Below are 25,120 nucleotides of genomic sequence, written 5' to 3'. Positions count from 1 at the left end.
TTTTCGGACTAAACTGGATTTGGAGAAAGAGAGGAGATTTAGATGTATTTGAGTCAGCAAAATTTTAATTTTTCCATACCAACAGAAATTGTCTATGGCATTAATAGTGTTAAACACAAGCTGCCAGATACAATAAGAAGCCTTCAAAAAGCAAAGGTTTTTGTTGCCACTGACCCAGGGCTTCTTAATACAGGAATAATAGATGAGGTTACCTCATTATTAAATAAGAACGGCATTGATACAGCAGTGTTTGCTGAGGTTGAGCCGAATCCCCATGCTCAGACTGTTATGAAGGGAGCACAGATATATAAACAGGAATCCTGCGAAATGATCCTTGCCATAGGGGGAGGAAGCCCCATGGACTTCGGAAAAGCTGTTAGTGCGATAGTTGCCCATGAAGGACACATCCTGGATTATCGCCGGGGTCAAAAGCCCCTCCATAAAGCTATTCCTTTACTCATTGCTATTCCTACTACGGTTGGAACCGGTTCGGAGGTAACTCCGGTCTCGGTGATCACTGATCATGAGGAGGGGAGAAAATACGTAATTGCTTCCCCTATGCTTGCACCAAAGGCGGCCTTTGTCGATCCAAGTTTAACCACTTCTCTTCCGCGGCATGTTGTTTCTGCTACTGGTGTGGATGCTTTAGTACATGCCATTGAGTCTTATACATCACTTAAATCAAACCCGATAACAGATGGATTAGCCTTTGAAGCAATCAAAATGATTAAGGGGAATTTGCCGGCAAGCTATGCACACCCTGATAATCTTGAAGCCAGGGCACAAATACACCTGGCCAGTACAATGGCAGGTATATCCTTTGGAATGGCGGGCGTTGCATTAGTCCATTCTTGCTCGCATCCGATGTCGGCTTTATATCAGGTGCCTCATGGACTTGCGAATGCCATACTGCTGCCGCACATTATAGAACATAACCTGATAGCTAACTATGAAAAGTATGCCAATATTGCAAGGGTCTTTGAACCTTCGCTGACATTCGAGAATGATAGAAATGCTGCAAGGAAACTTGCTTCATTAGTTAAAGAGTTTAATAAAGCTCTGGATATTCCAAATGATTTTAGTTATCTAAAGCTGGATTTTACTGATGAAATGGTGGATCGCTTATCTAAAGATGCAATGAATGATTTAGGCACGATTCCAAATAATCCCCGGAAAGCAGAAAAAGAAGATATTCGTCAAATTTATAAAAAAGTTTTACCAAATGCTTTAACAAAGACTGAATTGGAAGATGTTTATAATCGAGTCTAGTTTTAAAAGGCACCTTTATAAAAAGGTGTCTTATTTTATATGAACTTGCCCAAATATGTTGCAGTAACGCAACGATATTAAAAAGGATAATAATAAAAGGATTGCCCCTTCTTCTTTATAGAGACTAGTTTTCTTCACCCTTTAATGCGTTGCCGCAACACCTGTTGCGGTATTGCAACATTTTTTTACAAGATATATAGTTTAAATATTACAAAATGTGAGAAATATCAGCATTTTATTAATTTTCTAACGTTGGCACACTTCTTGCATTATTAAATTATGAGTGAATCACTCAGAGGGAGCGGGAAAATTGTTAGTAAAAGATGCGATGACTCGTACTTCTATTAAATTTTTTGAAAACGATTACATCGATAGAGCTGCAAAAACCTTACTTGAATCCCATATGAAAGGCGGGCTGGTCTATAACGTCAGAGATGAGTTAGCGGGATGCTTTACGGAGCATAATCTATTAGAAGGATTGTTGAATCAAAATAAGGTATTATCAGAGATTTATCAGACTAACTTTTGTTTCCTTAACGAGATGGACGATTTAAATAATTTAAAGCTTAATGATCAGGAAATCTGGCCAATTTTTAATAAGAATAGGCAGATTACAGGCTTCCTGACAAAAGAACAGTATATGGCGGCCTATGCCAGAACTTCTCAGGTGGAACTCGGCCGCATGGATGCCATTTTTAATTCTGCTCATAATGGGATTCTTTCGATTGATCTGGAGGGAAGGATTACCTCAATGAATCCTCCTGCAGAAAAGATGGCTATGACAACTAAGGAGAAAGCCATAGGAAAGTTTTTAACTGATGTTGTCACTCCAAGCGGGTTATTGAATGTTATCCGTACAGGAAAGCGACATACAGAAAAATACCGGGTAGGAAAAAGAAAATACTTAACCCATCGAACACCGCTCTATGATGGCAAAACTCTTGTGGGAGCGGTTGGTGTATTTCAGGATATTTCAGAAATCGAATTTGTATCGAGTGAACTTGAATCCGTCAAACAGCTCTTGAAGGAACAGGAAACGATACTGGATAACTCTACAGACGGAATCTGCATTACGGATGGGGATGGAGCCATTATTAAATGCAACCAGAGTTTCAGGCAGCTTTTTGATGTTAGACATGAGAGTCCTGACTACATAAAAGATATAGCCCGGCAGGTAGAAGCTAAGGGCAGATCACATAATATCATGGAAACAAGCAAAGACAATAAAAATTCATTAATTATAACGGCAAACCCCATTAAGAACAGCAGCAATCAAATTGAAAGAGTTGTTATCAATGTGAAGGACATGACTGAATTCGATGCACTCAGAAGTGAGCTGGCAAAAACAAAGTCAATACTGGAGCATATGCATCTTACCGAGAGATCGGAGACGTTCATAGCCAAATCACCCGAAATGGAAAGGCTGCTTAAGACCGTTCAGCAAGTGGCAAAGGTGGATGTAACGGTTCTATTATCAGGTGAGTCGGGAGTGGGGAAAGAGGAAATTGCCAAGCTGATCCAACAGTCGAGTCCGAGATCGGGAGAGCCATTTATTAAAGTAAATTGCGGGGCCATTCCTGAATCACTGATGGAGTCTGAGCTTTTTGGATACGAAGGCGGTGCCTTTACAGGTGCCTTGAAAAAGGGAAAAGCCGGTTTATTTGAACAAGCAAATAATGGAACTATTTTCCTGGATGAGATAGGGGAAATCCCAAACCACCTGCAAGTCAAGCTCCTGCGGGTATTGCAGGAAATGGAGATTACCAGGGTAGGATCAGCCAAAACGACAAAGATTGATGTCCGGGTAATAGCAGCTACCAATAGGGATCTTAAAGAATTGGTTCTGGAAGGAAGTTTTCGGGAGGACTTATTTTATAGGTTAAATGTTATTCCCATATCAATTCCGCCATTAAGAAGAAGAGTCGAAGATATTCCTATCCTGATTGATGCGTATGCAAGAATGTTCGCAGCAAAATATCACAAACATCTCAAATTCACCAAGAAAGCCATACAGGTTCTTACTAATTATCAGTGGCCAGGGAATGTAAGGGAACTCGTCAATATGATTGAAAGAATATACGTAACAGCTTCGAATCTGGAAGTGGGGGAGCAGGAGGTTCTTTCTTTATTCAGCAAAGGCGATAACCAAAGAATGAGTCATGATCAAGCCATTGTCGTAAATCAGTTATTACCGCTAAAAGAAGCTGTAGACCTGCTTGAAAGAGAGCTGATCTATAAAGCGTCACAGTCTGAAAAATCCTATCGGGGCATTGCCCGTGTGCTGGAAGTGAATCCTTCTACCATTGTTCGAAAGGTAAAAAAATTAGAAGGGGGATTATTAAAATCATGAGATCATTGCAGACGCTTGTTTCCCCTAAGAGCATTGCCATAATAGGAGCTTCGGAAAGGTTTCATCAAAATGCCGGACGTGTCATGGTCAATCTTCAAAAATCAAAATATTCCGGGGAGATCTATCTCGTAAACCCAAACTATGACACAATATCGGGAATTCACTGTTATCCGAGTGTACTTGAGATCAAAGAAGAAGTCGATTTGGCCTGTATAATCGTTCCCTCTAAACATACCCCTGAGATCTTAAGAGAATGTGTAAAAAAACAAGTGAAGAGTGTCATCATCATCAGCTCTGGCTTCTCTGAAAGCGGACCGGATGGGATAAACCGGGAAGAAGAGCTAAAAGAAATTGTTAAGGGTACAGAAACGGCGGTTTATGGACCAAACTCGCCCGGATTTTATCATTTTATAGGAAACTGGGGAATCTCTTTTTCACCCCGTTTCGAACCTAAGAATTTCCATGAGGGATCTGTTGGATTGATCAGTCATGGAGGAAGTTTAGGCCGTGCTGTACTTGATGCCAATGAAAAAGGACTGGGATTTTCCTATTGGCTATCACCTGGAAATGAGATGGATATCACGATTAATGACTGCTTTGAATTTTTAATTAGTGATCCATCAACAGATACCATTCTATTAATCATTGAATCTATTTCTGAGGAAGAGCGTTTTTTCCGATTGCTGCACCAGGCCTATATCAAACAGAAGCCTGTGATCCTTCTGCCAATCGGCCATTCGAAGATTTCAAGAATGGCCGTTAAATATCACCTCGGAAGAAACAATGATTACTCTATTCCCTGGGATATGGTCAATCACCCCGGACTGGTAAAAGCCGAAAGTATTGATGAAGTAGTTGCCCTTTCATGGCTGTTTGACACATACAAAAAGGCAGCAGGCAAGCGTACGGCTATCTTTTCCTGGGCAGGGGCTACTTCCATTTATCTTGCGGATTTATGCGATAAGTATGGGATTCAGCTTCAGCCCCTATCATCAGAACTTCAGCAGAAAATGAAAACGATTACAGGTATAGAAAAGTCATTCATGAATCCTTTAGATTTGACCACCATCGTATATGATGACTTGTCAAAATTGACAACTTGTCTGGAGGTGCTTCATAAATCGGGTGATTTTGATAATATCATTGTTCCTTTCCCTTTCCAGGTGGACTATCAAAATGAAGTTCTCTCGGAACAAATGAAAAAGCTGATGGAGGAAAGAGATAGTATTTTTATTCCGATTTTCATGTCCCAGGGATACCAGGGGGAACTGGCCATTGACATATTAAAGGAAACAAAGAAACCTTACTTCTTTCATGAAAATACAGCAATCAAATCATTGTCTGCTTATATAAATTACTCGGAAACCCAGAGACAAGAGGAGGAACATAATGAAAAAACGATTAAATCCTGCTAATGCACTGCAGTTCATTAAAAGTGGTGACACATTGCTTGTAGGAGGATTCGGCCTTTCGGGAACACCGCTTACTTTAATTGATGAGCTGGTGAAATCTGATAAAGAGAATCTCACAGTCATCAGCAATAATTTAGGTGAGGAAGGGAAGGGACTCGGAAAACTGCTGGTGGCAGGTAAGCTGAAAAAAGCGAAGGGCTCTTATTTTACCACTAATCGAGATGCAGTTAAGGCCTGGTCAAAAGGTGAACTGGAGATTGAATTAATTCCTCAGGGCACATTGGCAGAAGCCATCCGATGCGGCGGGGCAGGCATCGGCGGTTTCTATACGAAGACAGGTGCCGGGACCAAACTTGCTGAAGGGAAAGAAGAGAAGGTGATCGATGGTGAATCCTACATTTTTGAAAAAGCCATCAAAGGGGATGTGGCCATTATTAAAGCACTTAAGGCGGATACACTGGGAAATCTAATTTATGACAAAACAGCGAGGAATTTCAATCCGGTTATGGCAACTGCAGCGAAGGTGGTTATAGCTGAAGTGGATGAGGTTGTGGAAGCCGGTTCATTTACACCGGAAGAAGTGGTAACCCCTCACTTATACGTGGATTATGTCGTAGTCAATCAGTATGTAAAAAAAGGAGGGAGATACATTGAGTCTATCTGACAGAATTAAGATCGCCAAAAGGGTAGCACAGGAATTGAAGGAAGGAGAAATTGTTAATCTGGGTGTCGGCATTCCAACCATTATTCCGGATTACCTCGATGACAAAAAGGTTTACCTTCAATCAGAAAACGGCCTTCTCGGGATGGGGCCGACTCCTTCTGATGACGACATTGATATGGATTTGATCAGCGCCAGTAAGAAGCCCGTTTCCATGGACAAAGGGGCATCACTCTTTGATAGTTCCGATTCTTTCCTGATGATTCGCGGAGGGCATATCGATACCGCTGTACTGGGGGCTTTGCAGGTCGATGAAACAGGAGAAGTCGCTAATTGGGCAGTACCGGGTGAAACCATTCTTGGAGTGGGAGGGGCCATGGATTTAGTTGCGGGAGCAAGGCGGATGATTATTGCTTCTATGCACTTGTCTAAAGACGGAAGTCCGAAAATTGTGAAAAAGTTATCATTTCCTAGCAGCGGTACAAGAAAAGCCGATATGATTGTCACCGAACATGCTGTATTTCAGTTTCTTGAAGGAAAAATGTACCTCATAGAAACTCTCTCCGATGTTTCGATTGAGGCGTTGCGTGAGATGACAGATGCTGAATTTCATGTGCTGGAAAAAACAAAAGTAGAAACAAATTAAGGGGGAAAATGAGTTGAAAAAATTATTGGCAGTGATGATGGCTTTTATGTTAGTCGTATTGGCAGCCTGTTCTTCGAATGAGGCGGGAAGCAGCGGTGAAGCAAGTGGAGGTGGAGGAGCAGAGGGAGCTCCCCGGGATATGGCTTTCGGTTCTGCAACAGTAGGCGGTTTCTGGTACACATTGTCCGGGGCGATGGGAGAGAAAATGAAGGAAGTTTACCCGGAATCCTCCGTTACGGTAGTAGAGGGCGGATCTGTTTCCAATCTATTGGGCTTAAGCCAGGGGACCTTTGCTCTTGGATTCAGTAATGGCCAAACAGTTCCTGAGGCATTGAACGGAATTAATGCTTTTAAAGAAAAAGTGGATAATGTCAGCACGGTTGCAACCCTGTATCCAAATGTATTTCATATCGTTGTCCGAGCAGATTCTGATATAAAATCCGTGAAAGATTTAAAGGGAAAGAAGGTTAGCCCGGGAATTAAAGGATACAGCGGAGAGCTGGCATTCCAGGATATTTTAAAACTGAATGATATGAGCTATGACGATCTTGGCGGCATTGAATATATCGGAACGGCAGATGGAGCCGACCTGCTGCGTGACGGACATATCGATGCGATTGTTGGAATGGTTTCTGCACCGGTTTCTACTTTCCAGGAGCTGGACACAACCCTTGGAATTCGCCTGATTCCTTTAGATGATGAAACAGTAAAAGGCCTGCATGAGTTAAATGAAGGATACTTGGAATATGACATTGAAGGCGGAACTTATTCGAATGTGAAAGAAGATGTTAAAACGGTTGCCGGCTATACGGTTCTGCTGGTTAATGATGATCTAATGGATGAAGAGTCAGTTTATAAGCTTACCAAAATGATGGTTGAAGAAAAAGATACATGGACGAAATTATCCCCGATTATGAAAGACTTTAATGCAGAGTATTCAGTGCAAAACAACGTGGGCAAGCTTCATCCGGGAGCAGAAAAATATTACAAGGAAGTCGGGGCTCTTAAATAAACCAAAATTATCCTTTTAAAAAGAAGGTGAAATGATGTCTAAACATGACGTAACGGAAGCAAAAGCTTCAAAAGTGATTGCGGAATACGATGAAGATGGAAATCTGAACAGCAAGCTGCGCCTATTAAAGGGCGCGGCTGCCAAAATCATTTCCGTTATTGCCGTTTTAATGTCTCTTTTTCATTTGTATACAGCTTTCTTTGGGGTATTTGAATCCATTCTGCAGCGGTCGGCACACCTTGCATTTGCGCTGGCTTTAACATTTGCCATTTATAAGCCTTCCAGGAAAGCGGTAAAAAATGAAAGCATCCCCTGGTATGATTGGCTGTTTATGGTTTTGTCCATTGCTTGTTATTCCTATTATGTGATGAATTCCCAGGTCATTTCATCGCGGATGAGTTATATAGAGCCGCTGACAGCATTGGAAATTGCCATAGGAATCATATCCGGTTTGCTGCTGATTGAAGCAACACGCCGCGTTATTGGAAATACACTGGTGATTATTATCTTCATTTGCATCGTTTATGGAGTTTGGGGTCATCTGATTACGGGGTCTCTTTCCCACCGTGAATTTACTATGATGTGGATTATTGATCACCTCTTTTATACGGTGACGGGCATTTTTAGTACTCCTCTTGGGGTATCTGCAACCTTTATTTTCCTATTTATCCTGTTCGGAAAGTTTCTGGAGGTTTCAGGAGCAGGTCAATTTTTTATTGATTTATCAGTGGCTGGTATGGGGAAGTATCGTGGAGGTCCTGCCAAAACGGCTATCGTGGCCAGCTCCATTTTGGGAACCATTTCAGGAAGCGCGGTTGCCAATACGGTCACAACTGGTGCCTTTACGATTCCATTAATGAAGAAAACCGGCTATAAGAGCCACTTTGCAGCTGCGGTTGAAGCGGTTTCCTCTACTGGAGGCCAGATCATGCCGCCGATCATGGGGGCTTCGGCTTTCATCATTGCTTCCTATTTAGGTGTGCCTTATATGGACATAGCCATAGCTGCGTTAATTCCTGCAGTCCTTTATTACTGCTGCCTGTATTTCCAGGTCGATATGAGGGCAAGACGTTTGGGGCTTGTAGGTTTAAAGAAAGAGGAACTTCCCAAGGTTTCGAGTGTTTTGAAAACCGGATTCATGTTCTTTATCCCCTTAGTAGTGATTGTGGTCATGCTTGCATCCGGCTCTTCACCAATGAAGGCAGGCCTTTACTCAATCGGTGTGACGATATTGGTTGCAGCTTTAAAAGGGGCAACAAGATTATCCTTTTCTAAGATTTTCAAGGCATTGGATTTAGGAGCAAGGGCTGCAATTGAAACAGCTATTGCCTGTGCGGCATCCGGTTTTATTATCGGAATTATTGGGCTTACCGGGATTGGCCTTAAATTCAGCAGTTTAATCATTGATTTATCAGGCGGCATTTTAATTATTACGCTTGTATTCACGATGATCACGAGCATTATTCTTGGAATGGGGCTCCCGACTGTTGCGGCATACATCGTACAGGTTCCGCTTACCATTCCTGCATTAATCGAGCTGGGTGTATCCCCGCTTGCAGCCCATATGTTTGTTTTCTATTTTGCAGCCTTATCTGCCATAACACCGCCAGTAGCACTGGCTGCATTTGCAGCGGCAGGACTTGCCGGTTCCGAGCCGATGAAAACAGGCTTAACTGCAGTAAAGCTTGGCCTCGCGGCATTTATTGTCCCTTATATGTTTGTATATGGGGAAACGTTGCTTCTTGTTGGAGACGTTCCGGATATTATTCTATCTGTTGCAACCTCCATCATTGGAATTATTGGGATTGCCTGGGCTGCAGAAGGATGGCTGTTCCGCCATTCATATTGGTATGAAAGAGCCGTTCTTTTTATCGGGGCTCTTCTGATGGTCAACCCGGGATTTTTATCAGACATCATTGGCTTTGCCATCCTGGCGGCAATGTTTGTATATCAAAAGTTTATACCTAGAAATACAGTGGCCAATACATTATCAAACTAAGGGGGAACAGAATGGACACCATCACAGTAGTAGGTTCAGGTGTTATGGGAAAAGGGATTGCTTATACCTGTGCCGTTTCGGGATTTAAAGTTTACTTGAATGACATTAATCAGGAAATAATAGATAAAGCCAAAAACGATATTTATAGCTTATTGGAAGGCAGCCTTCAAAAAGGGTTTATTTCAGAAGAACAATATGGGAAGGCAAAAGACCGGCTTTATTTTGAAACAGATTTAGAGACTGCTGCGAAAAATGCGGACCTTGTGATAGAAGCAGTTCTGGAAAAGATAGAATTGAAGATTGATATCTTTAAAAAGCTGGACCGCATCTGTTCTCCAGAAACCATTCTGGCTACCAATACTTCAACCATGAGCCCAACGGAAATTGGGGCACAAACATCACGGCCCGATAAAGTGGTGGCCATGCACTTCTTTAATCCGGTCCACAAAATGAAGCTGATTGAAATTATCCGTGGACTGGAAACATCTGATGACACGGTCCGCATGGTGAAAAAAGCCGGTGAAAAGCTTAAAAAGGAAACCGTTGAAGTGAATGAATTTCCGGGATTTGTGACTTCCCGGATGAATTGCCTGATCGGTAATGAAGCGATGAACATGCTGATGGAAGGTGTAGCCTCTGCTGAAGATATTGATAAAGCCCTGAAGCTGGGGCTTAATCACCCGATGGGCCCGCTTGCTCTGGCGGATTTAGTAGGCTTGGATACCCGGCTGCGCAATATGGAGTATTTATACCAGACACTTGGAGAAAAGTACCGTCCTTGTCCGCTGCTTATCAAATATGTAAAAGCGGGACGGCTGGGGAAAAAGAGCGGCAGCGGATTCTATCAATATTCTTAAGGGGTGAGAACATGCATCAATACGAAAATCTGCTTGTTCAAATCGAACAGGGGGTTATGTGGCTGACCATAAACCGTCCTGAACAGCGTAATGCATTAAATCAGGAGACACTCCAGGAGCTTGGAGATGCCTTTAGCCAGGCAGATGCAAATGATGAGGTGAAATGTATCATCATCCAGGGAGCAGGGGAGAAGTCCTTTGCAGCAGGTGCGGACATAAAGCAGCTTCATGAAAGAAAAATGCTCGAGGCATTGATTCCGGGCATGCAGGGGCTCTACAAAAAAATTGAACAATCCAGCAAAGTAACGATTGCAGCTGTAAAGGGATATGCACTGGGTGGAGGGTGCGAGCTGGCCCTTGCCTGCGATATTCGAATCGCAGCGAAGGGAGCAAAATTCGGCTTGCCGGAGCTTAATCTGGGCATCATTCCGGGTGCAGGCGGTACACAGCGTCTGTCCAGAGTGGCTGGCAAGGGAAGGGCACTTGATATGATTCTGACCGGCAAAATCATTGATGGAGAAGAAGCCGAGAGAATCGGTCTAGTCACATACCTTGCACCCGATGATGAATTGGTTACGAAAGCAGAGGAGGTTGCCTCTCAGATTCTTAAAAAAGGGCCTGTTGCAATCAAACTGGCAAAGCTTGCAGTACACAAAGGCTTTGATGTTGATCTGGAGACAGCCATGCTGATTGAAAAGCTTTCACAGGCTGTAGCTTTTGGGACAGAGGATAAAAGAGAAGGTACAGCGGCATTCCTGGATAAAAGAACGGCAGCATTTACTAACCAATAAGGGAGAGACAGAAATGGACTTTAATTTTTCTGAAGATATACAATTTTTAAGAGAAAATGTGCGTAAATTTGTAAAAGAAGAAGCAGAACCATTGGCGATGGAAATTGAAGAGAAGGATATGATACCGGAAAAGCTGGTGGAAATGTCCAAGGAAATGGGCTTATTCGGATTAAGCATTCCCGAAGAATATGGCGGACTCGGGCTTGACATGGTCGGAAAGTGCGCCATTTATGAAGAGCTTGGCAAAACACATAATGGCTATACCACTTTAATAGGGGCGCATACGGGAATCGGCTCTGTCGGAATAGTGGAGCTTGGGACAGAAGAGCAAAAGCAAAAATATTTGCCGAAAATGGCAACGGGGGAATGGATAGGCGCTTTTGCGTTAACTGAACCGAGCGCTGGCTCGAACGCTGCGGCGCTGAAAACGACCGCCGTCAGAAAGGGTGACAAATATATACTAAACGGATCCAAGCATTATATTACAAATGCAGTTGACGGACATGTCTTCACCGTGATGGCAGTTACGGATCGGGCAAAAGGAGCAAAAGGAATTACTTCCTTTATAGTTGAAAAAGACTTCCCCGGCTTTATTCTGGGAAGTGTTGAACAAAAAATGGGGTTAAGAGGATCCCATTCGGCAGAGCTTTTCTTTGAAAACATGGAGGTTCCCGCCGAGAATGTTCTTGGTATAGAAGGACAGGGATATATCAATGCGCTGAAAATCCTGGCTAATGGCCGCGCTGGCCTGGCTGCCAGAAACCTTGGCTCCTGCGAAAAGCTTCTTGAGCATTGCCTGCAATATACCCAGGAACGGGAGCAATTCGGCAAGCCGATCATCGAAGTCCAGGCTGTTCAGCATATGCTGGCAGAAATCAGCATGCAAATCGAAGTGCTTAGATCCATGACGTACAGGGTTGCCTGGATGACCGATCAGAAAATGAGGGTTGTGAAAGAAGCAGCCATTGCAAAGCTATTTGCGTCAGAGGTATATAACAAGGTGGCAGACTTAGCCGTGCAAATCCATGGCGGAATCGGATATATGAGAGATTATCCGATTGAACGCTACTACAGGGATGCAAGAATTACAAAAATCTACGAAGGAACCTCTGAGATTCAGCGCAATATCATTGCGAATGAGCTTAAGCGGGAATCTTCCTATGTGGGGGTGTAAGGCATGAATCAGCCATATATTGTCGAATCTGTCCGGACAGCTATTGGCAGAATGGGCGGAACCATAAAAGATGTTCCAGTCGATCACCTTGCAGAGAAGGTCATTCAGGAAGTATTGAATCGCTCTCATGCGGATGTAGAAGTGGATGAGGTGATTCTTGGCCAGGCCAAGCAAAGTGCGGATACTTCCAATCTTGCGCGTCTCGCCGCCTTAAGAGCGGGGCTGCCTATTGAGGTTACAGGCTATACGGTTCACCGCCAATGCGGTTCCGGGCTTCAAGCCATCAATAATGCAGATATGCAAATCAGGCTCGGCTACTCTGATGTAGTCGTGGCCGGAGGAGCTGAAAGCATGAGCACAGCCCCTTACTATATTCGGAACGCCCGTTATGGCTTCCAGGCCGGAAATGCACAAATACTGGACCCGAATACGGAAAGCCAGCCTTGTTCCCAGCCAATTGAAAAATACGGGAATCTGACAATGGGATTAACCGCTGAAAACCTCGCTGAGAAATATACTATATCAAGGGAAGAACAGGATGAGTTTGCGCTGCGCAGCCAGGAGCTTGCGCATGCTGCTATTGAATCTGGCCGCTTCGAAAAAGAAATCATCCCGGTTGAATATAAGCACAAAAGAGAAACACAGCTTTTTAGTGTGGATGAGCATCCGCGCAGTACAAATATCGAGAAGCTTTCGAAGCTTAAGGCGGTTTTTAAGGAAGATGGAACCGTGACAGCAGGCAATGCCAGTGGCCGCAATGACGGAGCTTCTGTCATTTTGATGATGAATGAAGAGAAGGTCAATGAATATGGCTTAAGGCCAAAGGCGAAAATCCTTGCCCAGGCTGTGAGCGGAGTATCTCCGGAGATTATGGGGATTGGTCCTGTTACCTCTACATTTAAAGCGTTAAAGCAATGTGGTTTATCGATCGATGACATTGGACTGATTGAACTGAATGAAGCATTTGCAGCTCAGGCACTTTCAGTCATCCGTGAATCCGGAATGGATATAAATAAGGTGAATGTGAATGGCGGTGCCATTGCTTTAGGTCATCCAATAGGGGCTACAGGAGCCATTTTGATGACAAAGCTGCTGCACGAAATGGAACGAAGAGGCGAAAAATATGGTCTGCTCACTCTTTGTATTGGCGGCGGCCAGGGAATTACCACGATAATCGAAAACCTTCAAGCTTAAGAATATCCATGAAGGAAGTGTTGAGATGAACAGGCCTCATATTGTTCAGATTCTCCCCATGTATCATGCAGATGGGGAGAATCTGCTGAACAAACATGCTGATGTGAAAAAGTTTACCGAATATGACGAACAGGAAATATGTAATTACCTAAAGATTCATCATGTCGACGGAATCATCCTTCGGGCACCGGCAAAAATCACTCCAGCCATTTTGGACTGCTGCCGGCAAGTAAAAGCAATATCAGGAGCGGGAGTCGGACTTGATAATATTGATGTCGGATATGCGACCAAAAAGGGAATAGCCGTTTTGCATGCTCCACAACTCAATAGTACCGCCACGGCAGAACATGCAGTGAGCCTGCTTTTGGCAGTGATGAAAAAAACGGCTTATTTTGACAGGGAAACCAGAAGCGGAAACTTCCGGTCAAGAGATGGAGCTTATACCTTTGAACTGGAAGGAAAGAGGCTTGGACTTGTAGGCTTTGGCAGCATAGCCCAAAAGGCGGCAAAAATATTAATCAGCGGGTTCGGGATGAAGGCGATGGCCTATGTCCGAAGTATTTCAGAAGAAAAGCAGCTGGCGGCCGACCGCTTAGGGGTCGAGTTAACGACTTCCTTAGAAAGGGTTTTTTCTGAAAGTGATGCAGTGAGCTTACATATTCCTTTAACGGCAGATACAGATAAAATGATTGATAATCGTTTAATAGAGTTAATGAAGGAAACGGCAGTACTGATTAATACCGCCAGGGGCGGTGTGATCAACGAGAATGATTTAGTGGCGGCATTGACTAAAAATCGTATTTTAGGAGCAGGGGTAGACGTGTTTACCGAAGAGCCGCCTCCTTTTGATCATCCATTGTTTCAGCTGGAAAACGTGACAGTGAGTCCCCATATTGGAGGAATCACCCTGGAAGCTGCCAGGCAAACCTCCATTCGGATAGCTGAAAATCTAATCCGTGCCATTAATGGAGAAAGAGTTTCTGTTGTCGCAAATAAGGCTGAGCTGGCTGAAGCAGGAAAGGGGTTTGTTTCATGACAGCGGAGCATTTGCAGAAGGTAAGGGCCGATTTTGAAGGCAGCCCATTCTGGAACTTTATTGGGCTGAGGTTAAATGAATTAAAAGAAGGCTATATTTTGCTGGCACTGCCAATACAGAAAGATTTCATAAATGTAAGAAATTCTGTCCACGGCGGGATATATGCATCGGTAATGGATACAGCAATGGGCATGGCAGGCAGGTCGCTGGGATATGATGAGGTTGCGACACTCCAGCTAAACATTCAATATCTTAAGTCTGTGATGGACGGAACGGTTTACTCCGAGGCAGAGATTGTTCATCAAAATCGCAGCACGGTATTGATTGAAGGCAGGCTAAAGAATGAAGACGGTGAACTGATTGGACATTGCACCGGAACCTTTAAGCTGTCAAAAGGTGAAAAGGGATGATGCACACAACTATTACAAAGATGTTTGATATCCGCTATCCCATTATCCAGGGGGGGCTGCAAGGACTTGGAACATCCCCGCTTGTGTCCGCCGTATCGAATGCAGGCGGACTCGGCCTGATAACAGCTGGAAGCTTTTCGTCCAAGGAAGAAATGCTGGAGGATATTGAGTCGGCAAGAAAGCTCACATCCAAACCATTTGGCGTAAATATCGCTCTTGGAATCCGCAAGCCAATGGATGAATATGTGGAAGGGGCAATTGAAGCCCGTGTTCCGATTGTCTTCACCTCAGGCAATAACCCCGAGAAATATATGGAGAGCCTTAAAGCGAACGGAATAAAAGTCGTTCATGTCGTGCCTTCTGTAAGATTTGCCAAAAAAGCAGAAGCAATTGGCTGCGACGCTGTTGTCGTGGTTGGATATGAGTGCGGGGGCCATCCGGGCAAAGAGGATGTAACCAGCCTTACCTTGATTCAAAAGGCAGTTCAGGAGCTTTCGATACCTGTCATTGCAGCAGGAGGGTTTTCAACAGGAAAATCTGCTCTTGCTGCTTTTGCTTTAGGGGCACAAGGGGTGCAGATGGGTACAAGGTTTTTGGCCTCCAGGGAAACAGCACTCCATAAGTCAATCAAAGACAAATTGATAAAGCTTCAGGAAACAGATACCCTGCTTGTGAAAAAATCAATCGGGAAAGCCATGAGAGTGATGAAAACAGACCGTGCGCTGGAGCTGCTGAAAAAAGAAGAAGCCGGAGCTGCTTTAGAGGAGATGTTTCCATATATAAGCGGAGAAGCCTATATGGAATTAATCAAGAATGGCAATGAAAATTCTGGTGTCATTTCACTAGGGCAGACAATCGGATTAATAGATGAAATAAAAAGGACAGAAGAGATTATCAAGGATATTGTGCAGGAGTACGAACAGCAGCTTGAATTTTTGTACAGGAATTTGAATAGGGAGGAGCGAAGTCATTGTTCAGTCAAGAAAACCAGGTAGCTGTTGTCACTGGCGCAAGCAGGGGGATAGGCAAAGAAATATCCAGAAGACTGGCCTCGGAAGGCGCATATGTTTACTTGGTCGACATTAATGAAGAAGCCTTAGCTGAGACCAGACATGAACTCTTGGAAAAAGGCTTTGCTGCAGAAATGTTCAAGGCGGATATCACCAATGAACAGGAAGTGGAACGGCTTTTTTCCTTTATAGAGGGAAGGCATGGAAGGGCGGACATATTAGTCAATAATGCCGGAATCATCCGGGATAACCTGTTATTTAAAATGAATGCCGATGATTGGGACAGTGTCATGGATGTTCACTTGAAGGGAACCTTCCTCTGCAGTAAATATGCCCAGAAATTAATGGTTCAGAACAAATATGGAAGAATCATCAATCTATCTTCCGTATCAGCGCTGGGAAGCAGGGGGCAGGCCAATTACGCAGCAGCAAAAGCGGGTATCCAGGGATTTACGAAAACACTGGCTATTGAACTGGGAAAATACAATATTACCGTGAATGCCATTGCACCTGGGTTTATAAAGACGGATATGACAAAAGCAGTTGCAGAACGGCTTGGCATTTCCTTTCAGGAATTAATTGAATCCAAAGTAAAGCAAATTCCGGTAAATAGAGCAGGCACTCCAGAGGATATCGCACAGGCCGCAAGCTTTTTTGCAAGCCCGGCATCCTCATTTATTAGCGGTCAGGTCTTATATGTTGCCGGAGGCCCAAAAGCATAGGAGGTTATGATATGAAGCATTGGAATATTGCACTGGTCCCTGGGGATGGAATAGGCCCGGAGGTTGTGGCAGAAGGGGTAAAAGTATTAAAAAAAATAGAGGAACTGGATCCCAGTATATCTTTTTCATTTACAGAGTTCCCATGGGGCTGCCAATATTATTTGGATAAAGGAAAGATGATGGCTGATGATGGAATCGAACAATTAAAGGAATTCGATGCGATCTATTTGGGGGCAGTAGGCTATCCTGGTGTGCCTGACCATATTTCACTGTGGGACCTGCTTCTGAAGATCCGGAAGGAGTTTGATCAGTATGTAAACATTCGTCCTATTAAACTTCTGCACCCGGAGCTGACCCCCCTTAAAAACAAAGGGGAAAAAGAGATAGACTTTCTGGTGATACGGGAGAATAGCGAGGGGGAATACGCCGGGGCAGGAGATTGGCTCTTCAAAGGAAAACCTGAGGAAGTAGTCCTGCAGACCGGTGTGTTTTCAAGGAAAGGAACAGAACGCATTATTCGCTATGCATATGAAGAAGCCCGCAAACAAAAAAAGACATTAACCAGCATCAGTAAAGCAAATGCGCTGAATTACTCCATGGTATTCTGGGATGAAGTATTTAATGAAGTGGGGAAAGAATATCCGGATGTCAAAACTTACTCCTATTTGGTGGATGCTGCAAGCCTCTACTTTGTTCTGCAGCCGGAAAGATTTGAGATTGTCGTTACCTCCAATTTATTCGGGGACATTCTAACCGATCTGGGGGCTGCGATTACAGGAGGACTCGGGCTGGCCGCGGGAGCGAATATCAATCCTGAAAGGGAGTTCCCATCCATGTTCGAGCCTATTCATGGCTCCGCACCGGACATTGCCGGGAAAGGTCTTGCTAACCCACTGGCTGCCATCTGGTCCGTTAGCCAGATGATGGATCATTTTGGAGAACCGGCCTGGGGAAGCGCCATCCTGAAAACGATGAAAGAACTGCTTCATCATAAGAGTTCACTAACTCCGGATCTGGGTGGAAAAGCTTCAACAGATCAGCTTGGCAATGAATTTATGAAGCTTTTAAGCAATCATGCTCCGGCTAAGGTTAAAAGTCCTTCGAGTGGAGTTAAATAATAGAGAGAAGGGTTCCTATGATACGGTTTTCTCTCGTATTAGGTATGTGTTTTCTTTATATTCTTGAGGCATTTGTGCCCAATATGTACATTAGCTTTATTTTTAATGTGGCAGCTGCAGCTGTCTTTTTCACCATGGTGCCTTTATTGGACAGGAAGGGCAGGATATTTACACTGGGCCTATTCACTGCAGGGATTTTCATTCATTATGCAGTCGGGGATAGGGGCATGCAACTGATCGAGGGCATCACTCAGAATATGGCTCTGCTGGCCATTCTCATTCTGGCTCCGCTTCTGTCCATTCCCTTAAGAAGGGAAGGAATTATTGACACAGTTATAACGTATTTAAATGAGCTGAAAAACAGCCCCTCCCATACTTTTTATGGCATAAGCTCATTTATGCTGACTCTGGCTCCCATTTTGAACATGGGGGCCTTACGGATTGTACACGGCTTTGTGGAAAACATCAGAATCCCGTCCAAGTTATTATCAAGGTCGTACTATGTAGGGTTTACACCGGCTGTTATTTGGTCACCATTCTTTGCTTCAGTAGGAATTGTTTTGTTTTATTTAGAGATCACGTATCTTTCTTATGTAGCGTTTGGTGTGGTTTTTGCCATTTTGCAGATGGCAGCGGGGATGATTCTGTTCCGTCCGGCAGGAGCTGTGGAGACGGCTGCTGCACTTGAGGAGGAAACTGGAAACGCGGCAGCTGATAAAGGCAGAAAAAAGGATTTGTACACGCTGGCCGGCTTTGTACTTGGCCTGGTGCTCCTCTTGATTGTCATGGAGCAGGTTTCCCACAAATCAATGCTATTGCTGGTAAGCATGGTCTGATTGTGCCGGCAGGCTGGATGGTCCTGCGGAAGCAAAAAAAGGCTGTAAAGGAAGAAGTCTCCCTCTATAAGAGCAAGATACTGGCACAGAAGATGGAAATTTGCCTCTTTCTAAGCGCGGGTCTTTTTGGCAACGCTGTTTCACACACACCTGTAAAACAGCTGCTGGAACGGTCCATGCAATGGTCAGCACAGCAGTCTATCGGAATTTTGTTCTCGTTCATCATCCTGTTTGTTACGCTAATGGCCTTTCTTGGAGTCCATCAAATTATAGTCATTCCGCTGATCCTAACCTCGCTGAACTTTGCGGAAATGCCTGATATTACGGTAGTCAGTGTTGCATTTATGTGTATTTTCACCTGGATGCTTTCCTCCTCCATTTCACCACTTAATGCCCTGAATATCATCATCAGCCAATGTGTTCAGAAAAACGGGCTGACCGTTGCATTCAGATGGAATGGTGTATATTTTATGTCTGTTACAGGGATGGCTTTTTTGTATGTTTATATACTGAATTGGTTTTGAAAAAATCGGTTAAATAAAATAATTAGAAGGATGCAAACCTATATTGTTTGCATCCATTTTTATTTTGATAGGCGATTTAAAAAGTGCACAATGTAAATTTGCAAAGTTCACATTAGGCAAAATTCGAGTTGCACCTGCCGCTAGGAAATTTCTCCAATTAAATGATAATATAGTAATAGGGAGGGTGAGTTATGAGAAAGGTTTTGTTTTTTGTTTTTACTATCCTGGTTTTATTCGCTTTAAGCGGATGCAATAAGGAAATTAAGCCGCAGGATCGCTTTTCGCAGTATGTGGAGCACTGGAATAAGCAGGAGTTTGAGAAGATGTATGAATTCCTGTCGAAGGATACGAAACAGTCAATCAGCAAAGAGGATTTTGCAGCCCGTTATGAAAAGATTTATAAGGATTTAGAGATAGATAATCTGAAGGTAACATACAAGCCGGATATGGAAAAGGAATACAAAAAAGAAGATAATGCGAGTTTTCCTTTTTCAGCAAGCATGGATAGTGCAGCCGGCAAGATTGAGTTTACACATGATGCCAAGCTTGTGAAGGAAGAAAAGGAAGAGGAAGACAATTGGTTTGTTGCCTGGGATACGACTTATATTTTCCCGGAGCTGGGCCCAGAAGATAAAATCAGTTATTCAACTGTTCCGGCGCAGCGCGGGGATATTGTGGACCGAACAGGTGACCCGCTTGCCTTAAATGGCACACTATATGAAATTGGTGTTGTTCCAGAACAGATGGGTGATCAGAAGGAGCAGACCATCAAAGGTTTGTCATCAGCCCTGGGAATGTCAGAAGAGCAGATTAATAAAAGCTTGAATGCCAGCTGGGTGCAGCCAAGTTACTTCGTGCCAATTAAGAAGGTTTCCCCTGATGATAGGGCAACATTAGATAAAGTGTTCACACTTAAAGGTGTCCTGAAACAGGATGTCAAAGGCAGAGTCTACCCGATGAGTGAGTCGGCTGCCCATTTAATTGGTTATGTTGGACAGATTACAGCAGATGAAATGAAAGAGCGTGAGGGCTATTCTAGCACTGATATAATCGGAAAAAGAGGACTTGAACAAGTCCTTGAGGAGCGCTTGAAGGGTTCGAACGGAATCAAAATCGGCATCCAAAAGAAGGACGGCTCTGAAGTGGTCCTCTCTGAAAAACCGGTAGAGAACGGTGAAACTATTCAGCTTACCATCGATATGAATCTGCAGAAGTCTCTTTACACAGAGCTGGGAGGAAAGCCGGGAACTGCAGCAGCAATTGACCCAGTTACAGGAAATACGCTGGCGCTCGTCAGCAGCCCGAGCTTTGATCCGAACCAGGCTTCACTTGGATTTACCGCGGATGAGTGGAAGGCAATTGAAGGCAATAAGGACATGCCGCTTCTGACACGATTTAAGCAGACCTATGCGCCAGGTTCAGTGATGAAGCCGCTGACAGGCGCAATCGGACTGACAGAGGGAACACTAACGCTTGATGAAACCATTAATGTCAGCGGCCTTCAATGGCAAAAGGACAGTTCATGGGGCGGCTATAAAGTTACTCGTGTTAAAGATCCCGGCGGACCGGTTAACTTTGAAAAAGCGATGATGTACTCGGATAATATCTATTTTGCCCAGCAGTCCCTTGAGCTGGGAAAAGAAAAGTTTTCAGCAGGGCTTAAGAAATTCGCGTTTGAAGAGGAAATTCCATACGCGTTCCCGCTTGAACCATCCAAGATTGGCGGCCTGGACACAGAGATCCTGCTGGCTGATTCAGGCTACGGCCAGGGCCAGGTGGAAATGAGCATTGTCCATCTAGCAGCGTCTTACACACCTTTCATCAATAAAGGCTCGATGATCAAACCTGTTCTTCTGGAAGAAGAGGAAAAGGGCCAGGTGCTGAAAGAAGCAGTCATGAGTGAAGAAACAGCGAACACGGTGGCAGCCGCAATGGCTAAAGTCATCCAGGATTCAAGCGGAACCGGCCATGCGGCTTATATGAAAGATTACCCGCTGGCTGGGAAAACCGGAACGGCTGAACTGAAGAAAAGTGCCGATGAAAAAGGCCAGGAGAATGGTCTGTTCGTTGCCTATAATCCGCAGTCTCCTAAGCTGCTCATCGCGATGATGATGGAGGGTGTTGAAAAGAGCGGCGGATCGAAAGTGGTAGTGGAGAAAGTGAAGAAGGTTTTTGAGGAGCATAAAGGGCGGTTTTAATGCCGTAATTAATCTAGTGTTTGCATCTATAGGTGCAAACACTTTTTTAGTAAACTCTAAATAGGAAATAGATCTAAAAACCCTTAACTAAAATTATGAGAGGGTGGATATTTAATGTCTGAGCCAATCTTACGAATTATTAAGGCACCATCACCTTATGTTACCAGGCAAGGTGCCTTCTATATCGAACTGATTAATGTAAATATATTTAAATGATCATTTGGCATTATTGCCGCTTCTTCGTTCTAGACTGAAAAAAGCTGACAGCTTCCAAAATAAATAACTTCTCCTGCTCACTCAGCATTCTCCAGTTTCCAGCTTTTATTTTCATTAGTAAGCCCTCCTCGATTTTTAATACTCTCGTGACAAGGACATAGTTGTAAAATTCTTACTTATCTATACCGCCTTTCTGGTAACTTGAAACAACAAAAGTTTTTGCAATTTCCGACAGCATTTCAGCATAAGAATGCCGAATTTGGTAAAACAAAAAAGATTCAGAGCAAAAGCCCTGAATCTTATCATCTCTTCTTCCGTCCCTCGTAAGCTTCGGTAAAGGAAATCCCATCTTTTTTTTCTTTCTCCTTCTTCGGCACTGAATAAACAGGAGGCATTTTCCCAAAGAATATCCAATATGCTGGAATGGTGCTATAAGTAAATCGGACAATAAGCCAGCTAAGAATGGTAATTCCAAAGAATGTGACAACCTGCCAAGTGTTGTAGAGTAGCGGACTTCCACCAGAAATTAATGTCCTGAATAGAATTAACAGCATGGGGTGAACCAAATAAATGCCAAATGATACTGCACCTATTTCCATGAAAAAGGATTTTAGCCTGGCAGATAATTTTCCCTCTAATACATGAGCGATAAAAAACAGCATAACACCAGCAAATAAGGCATGTGTAGCCCACGTGAATTCAGCTAGATTCATCTGAATCCATTCAGGAAGACTATCTAAAATATAGGAAAATCTACCTGTCCGGGAAATATACATATAACCCGGGTAAAGTACTAATAATGTTATATAGCCAGTTATTAAAACAGCTAGTGTAGATATCCGATAACCTTTATTTTTAAATTTCTCCAGGATCTGATCATAATGGATCCCCAGGTATGCCCCGACAAAATAAAAGGACATGTATGAAAGCGATATGGACCCTTTATATTGAACTTGAAAGTATTCACGGTTGGCCCAAACCCAAATCCACTGGATGGCAAGTCCGATCCAGATGGCATGCTTGCGCAAGAACGAAGACCTCTTAAATAGGACCATTAATATAGGGAACATAATATAAAGCTGCACACTAATAAATACAAAATACAAGTGCATATATGCTTTACCAAGTGAAAGATCCCATAAGAATGCCTTTGCAGCCTCGTAAAGGTTAGCGTAGTCATAATAAAGATACCAGTTAAGGCTAAAGTATATAAGTGAGAAAATAAAATAAGGCAAAAGAATAAATTTTAATCTTTTAATATAAAAGTTCTTAATAAGAGAAGGCGTCATATCCCTTCGATAATAATTATAAAAAAGCACAAAGCTGCTAAGCATGATAAACGTAGGTGTCCCCAGCTTCCCTGCAATATTTAAAAAATTATATAAAGGAAAGAGGGCAGATTCAAATGGAATAATCGTAACTCCTTCTGATGTTGTATGAACCACTAAAACAGCAATAATGGCAAATGCCCTGGCCATCTGTATTTCATCCAGATTTCTTCTTTTCATAATGATACCTCTAAAATTGTCGTTTTATTTATCATTCCCCAAATTTCCTCCCAAGATTAAAAAATACATACCAACTTTTTTAATTCCCTGATATTTATTTTTCTAACATAGTAAAATATGGAATGTTTAGCAGGTGTTAAAAATCTCTCCTAGAAGGATAACATACATAAAGGCAAAATATAAATCGACAAAAATCGACCGGTACCTGGCACCATTCCCAATATTTTGATTTTAGGTTACAATATGTTAGGTAGAGTTTAATATTTTGGTTGGAGGATACAGTTATGGGCTACCGAGTTCCGCTTTTGAGAGGGTTGAGAGAACCTTATATTATTTCGCACCAAGTCAGGAAAGAGGAAAGTCTGTCGGGATTATGGCAACAGGGGCTGTTTTTAACCTTGTTGGCGGCATTCATATATGGGATAAGTGGATTTTTCGGCATTGGCAGTGAGATGGTTTCAAAGAAACTAATAGAGCTACCTCGAAGTGATTATGAAACTTACAAACTTTTATTTGGATTAGGACAAGTTGGCTGGGGAATGGTATTTGCAAATATAACTATGTTTTTGCCTGCGTTGTTTTTTTGGACCCTGATTGATGTAGAATTTAGAAAAATCATAGCAGTCCAGTTCATAGTCCTCTTTATCTATTTATTGGAAAAATTATTAAGCATCCCATTTTTTATTTTCATGGGATTAAATAAAGATTCCAGTCTTTTTTCATTCGGTATTATAGCTCAATCCTTAACTTCCATCGAGCTTCTTATTCATTTATTTTCCTCGATCACCCTTTTTCAAATATGGACCTTTGTCGTTCAGTATAAGTATTTTAAAGTATTGTCAGAGAGAGACCCGCGGTTCATATTGATAATGCTGCTGGGTATTCATTTATTTATTGCTATTGTATCGGCTCTCCTATCGACTATACAATTTGAAAAAATCATATAAAAGGGGGGATTTATGTGAATTGGAAGATAGGAGCATTAAGTATTGCCACAACGGTGTTCTTAGCTGTAAATATGGTGCTTGTTCTGAAAAGTGAAAAAGTCGGCAGAACCTATTATGTGGATAAATGGACAGATGTCAAAGAACAGGACATCATTGAAACGCTGCCTGCCAAAGGAGTTTACGTTCCAAAGGAGGAACAGCATGTCTACTATGATAGCAAAAATGGAACCTTTGAAGGGTTCCTTGTAAATAAAGGCGATGATGTTGAACCGGGAACAGGGCTGTTCGCCTATTCTCCGGAAGACATTACGCTTACGAAAGAAAAATTCGAAATTGAAGTCGAGAAGCTTGAAAAAGAGCAGAGCGATATGGAAAGTCATATAAACGAGCTGGAATACATGCAAGCAGGCTTGATGAGGAACTCCTTGACCGATGATACAAGTATAATGTCTAATGAATATATGATCCAAACCATCGAGCAGAATATCAAGGAAAAAGAGCTCGAAGTCAGCCGAATTGAAAATGAAATTGAAAAGTATGAGGATTTGGTAAATGCTGCAGAAGAAAGCTTGTTGAATTTAACCGTTACAAGCGAAATTTCAGGCACAATCAAAGATATTCAGCATGATCTGGGGAATCCAATTGTCACCGTCATATCCGATGAACAACGGGTTGAGGGAACACTGACAGAGGATGAAGTGAAGCAGATTATCGAAGGGATGAAAGTGTTCATTACACGGGAAGGAACGAATGAAAAGGTAAATGGCACGATAGAGAAGATACTTACATACCCAACTTCCAAGCCAGATGTGGACAAGAAAAGCAAGTATGCCTTTTCCATTCTTCTGGATGAACCATCTGAAAATCAAATCCTCCACGGAGAGCATGCTCAGGTAAAAGTCGTACTAAATGAAATTATCGACACTCGTACTGTCCCTTTTGATAGTATTAAAAAGTATAATAACAAATTCTATGCCTTCACCATAACAAATACAGGAAGGCTGGAGAAAAGGGAGCTTCAGCTGGGGGTTAAAATTGACCAAACTCAGGAAATTAAAGATGGTTTGATAAAAGGAGAAAAGGTTGTACAGGAAAGGCCGCCTTTCTTAAAAGCAGGTACTCCGCTCATCACGCCATTGAATCCAGCCAAGATAGATAAAAAAGGCTTAAAAAAACTGGGGGCAAAAGAAAAGTGGAAATACACTGCAAGAGGTTTTCTATCTAGATAAA

At 42.9% G+C, this 25,120-nt stretch carries 22 protein-coding genes; 21 read left to right on the top strand and 1 reads right to left on the bottom strand.

Annotated elements, in window-relative coordinates; all coding sequences use genetic code 11:
- The first annotated feature begins 48 nt into the window (after positions 1-48).
- The 19 genes from DFO72_RS13615 (at position 49) to DFO72_RS13530 (ending at position 21,219) form a co-directional block, all read left to right on the top strand.
- Positions 49-1,269, top strand: a complete 1,221-nt coding sequence (locus tag DFO72_RS13615) for an iron-containing alcohol dehydrogenase family protein (protein ID WP_166672487.1) — start codon at positions 49-51, stop codon at positions 1,267-1,269.
- 310 nt (positions 1,270-1,579) lie between these two features.
- Positions 1,580-3,619 carry a sigma 54-interacting transcriptional regulator gene (locus DFO72_RS13610; protein ID WP_113882208.1) on the top strand — a complete coding sequence of 680 codons (2,040 nt, stop codon included), beginning with the start codon at positions 1,580-1,582 and terminating at the stop codon, positions 3,617-3,619.
- Positions 3,616-5,034 carry a CoA-binding protein gene (locus DFO72_RS13605; RefSeq protein ID WP_113882207.1) on the top strand — a complete coding sequence of 473 codons (1,419 nt, stop codon included), beginning with the start codon at positions 3,616-3,618 and terminating at the stop codon, positions 5,032-5,034. The genes DFO72_RS13610 and DFO72_RS13605 overlap by 4 nt, the downstream gene beginning before the upstream one ends.
- Complete coding sequence (locus DFO72_RS13600; protein WP_113882206.1) at positions 5,009-5,695, top strand: CoA transferase subunit A; 687 nt, start codon at positions 5,009-5,011, stop codon at positions 5,693-5,695. The genes DFO72_RS13605 and DFO72_RS13600 overlap by 26 nt, the downstream gene beginning before the upstream one ends.
- Positions 5,682-6,338, top strand: a complete 657-nt coding sequence (locus tag DFO72_RS13595) for a 3-oxoacid CoA-transferase subunit B (protein WP_113882205.1) — start codon at positions 5,682-5,684, stop codon at positions 6,336-6,338. Before DFO72_RS13600 ends, DFO72_RS13595 begins: the two co-directional genes overlap by 14 nt.
- Before the next feature lie 13 nt (positions 6,339-6,351).
- Positions 6,352-7,350, top strand: a complete 999-nt coding sequence (locus tag DFO72_RS13590) for a TAXI family TRAP transporter solute-binding subunit (protein WP_113882204.1) — start codon at positions 6,352-6,354, stop codon at positions 7,348-7,350.
- Positions 7,351-7,381: 31 nt separating this feature from the next.
- Positions 7,382-9,349, top strand: coding sequence for a TRAP transporter permease (locus DFO72_RS13585; RefSeq protein WP_243856161.1), 1,968 nt, complete (start codon positions 7,382-7,384; stop codon positions 9,347-9,349).
- An 11-nt stretch (positions 9,350-9,360) separates the two neighbouring features.
- A complete protein-coding gene (locus DFO72_RS13580) occupies positions 9,361-10,206 on the top strand; it encodes a 3-hydroxyacyl-CoA dehydrogenase (protein WP_113882202.1) in 846 nt (281 codons plus the stop codon).
- 11 nt (positions 10,207-10,217) lie between these two features.
- Positions 10,218-10,997: an enoyl-CoA hydratase/isomerase family protein gene (locus tag DFO72_RS13575; protein WP_113882201.1), complete on the top strand. Its 780-nt coding sequence runs from the start codon at positions 10,218-10,220 to the stop codon at positions 10,995-10,997.
- Positions 10,998-11,010: 13 nt separating this feature from the next.
- A complete protein-coding gene (locus tag DFO72_RS13570) occupies positions 11,011-12,171 on the top strand; it encodes an acyl-CoA dehydrogenase family protein (RefSeq protein WP_113882200.1) in 1,161 nt (386 codons plus the stop codon).
- Between the two features lie 3 nt (positions 12,172-12,174).
- Positions 12,175-13,365: a thiolase family protein gene (locus tag DFO72_RS13565; RefSeq protein ID WP_113882199.1), complete on the top strand. Its 1,191-nt coding sequence runs from the start codon at positions 12,175-12,177 to the stop codon at positions 13,363-13,365.
- Between the two features lie 25 nt (positions 13,366-13,390).
- Positions 13,391-14,401, top strand: a complete 1,011-nt coding sequence (locus DFO72_RS13560; RefSeq protein ID WP_113882198.1) for a hydroxyacid dehydrogenase — start codon at positions 13,391-13,393, stop codon at positions 14,399-14,401.
- The gene (locus DFO72_RS13555) at positions 14,398-14,811 is read left to right on the top strand and encodes a PaaI family thioesterase (RefSeq protein ID WP_113882197.1); all 414 of its coding nucleotides are present in this window, start codon (positions 14,398-14,400) and stop codon (positions 14,809-14,811) included. Before DFO72_RS13560 ends, DFO72_RS13555 begins: the two co-directional genes overlap by 4 nt.
- Positions 14,808-15,806 (top strand): NAD(P)H-dependent flavin oxidoreductase, encoded by a 999-nt coding sequence (locus DFO72_RS13550; protein ID WP_113882196.1) that lies wholly within the window; start codon positions 14,808-14,810, stop codon positions 15,804-15,806. Before DFO72_RS13555 ends, DFO72_RS13550 begins: the two co-directional genes overlap by 4 nt.
- Complete coding sequence (locus DFO72_RS13545) at positions 15,782-16,543, top strand: beta-ketoacyl-ACP reductase (protein WP_113882195.1); 762 nt, start codon at positions 15,782-15,784, stop codon at positions 16,541-16,543. Before DFO72_RS13550 ends, DFO72_RS13545 begins: the two co-directional genes overlap by 25 nt.
- 11 nt (positions 16,544-16,554) lie before the next feature.
- Positions 16,555-17,661 (top strand): tartrate dehydrogenase, encoded by a 1,107-nt coding sequence (locus DFO72_RS13540; protein ID WP_113882194.1) that lies wholly within the window; start codon positions 16,555-16,557, stop codon positions 17,659-17,661.
- A 17-nt stretch (positions 17,662-17,678) separates the two neighbouring features.
- Positions 17,679-18,497, top strand: coding sequence for a hypothetical protein (locus DFO72_RS29970; protein WP_243856160.1), 819 nt, complete (start codon positions 17,679-17,681; stop codon positions 18,495-18,497).
- Between the two features lie 2 nt (positions 18,498-18,499).
- Positions 18,500-19,021 (top strand): hypothetical protein, encoded by a 522-nt coding sequence (locus DFO72_RS29965; protein ID WP_243856159.1) that lies wholly within the window; start codon positions 18,500-18,502, stop codon positions 19,019-19,021.
- Between the two features lie 191 nt (positions 19,022-19,212).
- Positions 19,213-21,219 carry a penicillin-binding transpeptidase domain-containing protein gene (locus DFO72_RS13530; RefSeq protein ID WP_113882193.1) on the top strand — a complete coding sequence of 669 codons (2,007 nt, stop codon included), beginning with the start codon at positions 19,213-19,215 and terminating at the stop codon, positions 21,217-21,219.
- 518 nt (positions 21,220-21,737) lie between these two features.
- On the opposite strand, the gene DFO72_RS13525 is transcribed toward DFO72_RS13530, so the two are convergent.
- Positions 21,738-22,943, bottom strand: coding sequence for an acyltransferase (locus DFO72_RS13525; RefSeq protein WP_113882192.1), 1,206 nt, complete (start codon positions 22,941-22,943; stop codon positions 21,738-21,740).
- 284 nt (positions 22,944-23,227) lie between these two features.
- On the opposite strand from DFO72_RS13525, the gene DFO72_RS13520 reads away from it, so the two are divergent.
- A complete protein-coding gene (locus tag DFO72_RS13520) occupies positions 23,228-23,890 on the top strand; it encodes a hypothetical protein (protein WP_113882191.1) in 663 nt (220 codons plus the stop codon).
- Positions 23,891-23,904: 14 nt separating this feature from the next.
- Positions 23,905-25,119: an efflux RND transporter periplasmic adaptor subunit gene (locus DFO72_RS13515; RefSeq protein WP_113882190.1), complete on the top strand. Its 1,215-nt coding sequence runs from the start codon at positions 23,905-23,907 to the stop codon at positions 25,117-25,119.
- Position 25,120: the final 1 nt, after the last annotated feature.

It is taken from the genome of Cytobacillus oceanisediminis (genome assembly GCF_004366035.1).
GTDB lineage: Bacteria > Bacillota > Bacilli > Bacillales > Cytobacillaceae > Cytobacillus > Cytobacillus oceanisediminis_C.
The sequence above is the reverse complement of the archived record's forward strand: the minus strand, read 5'-3'. Positions and strand labels throughout refer to the sequence as shown.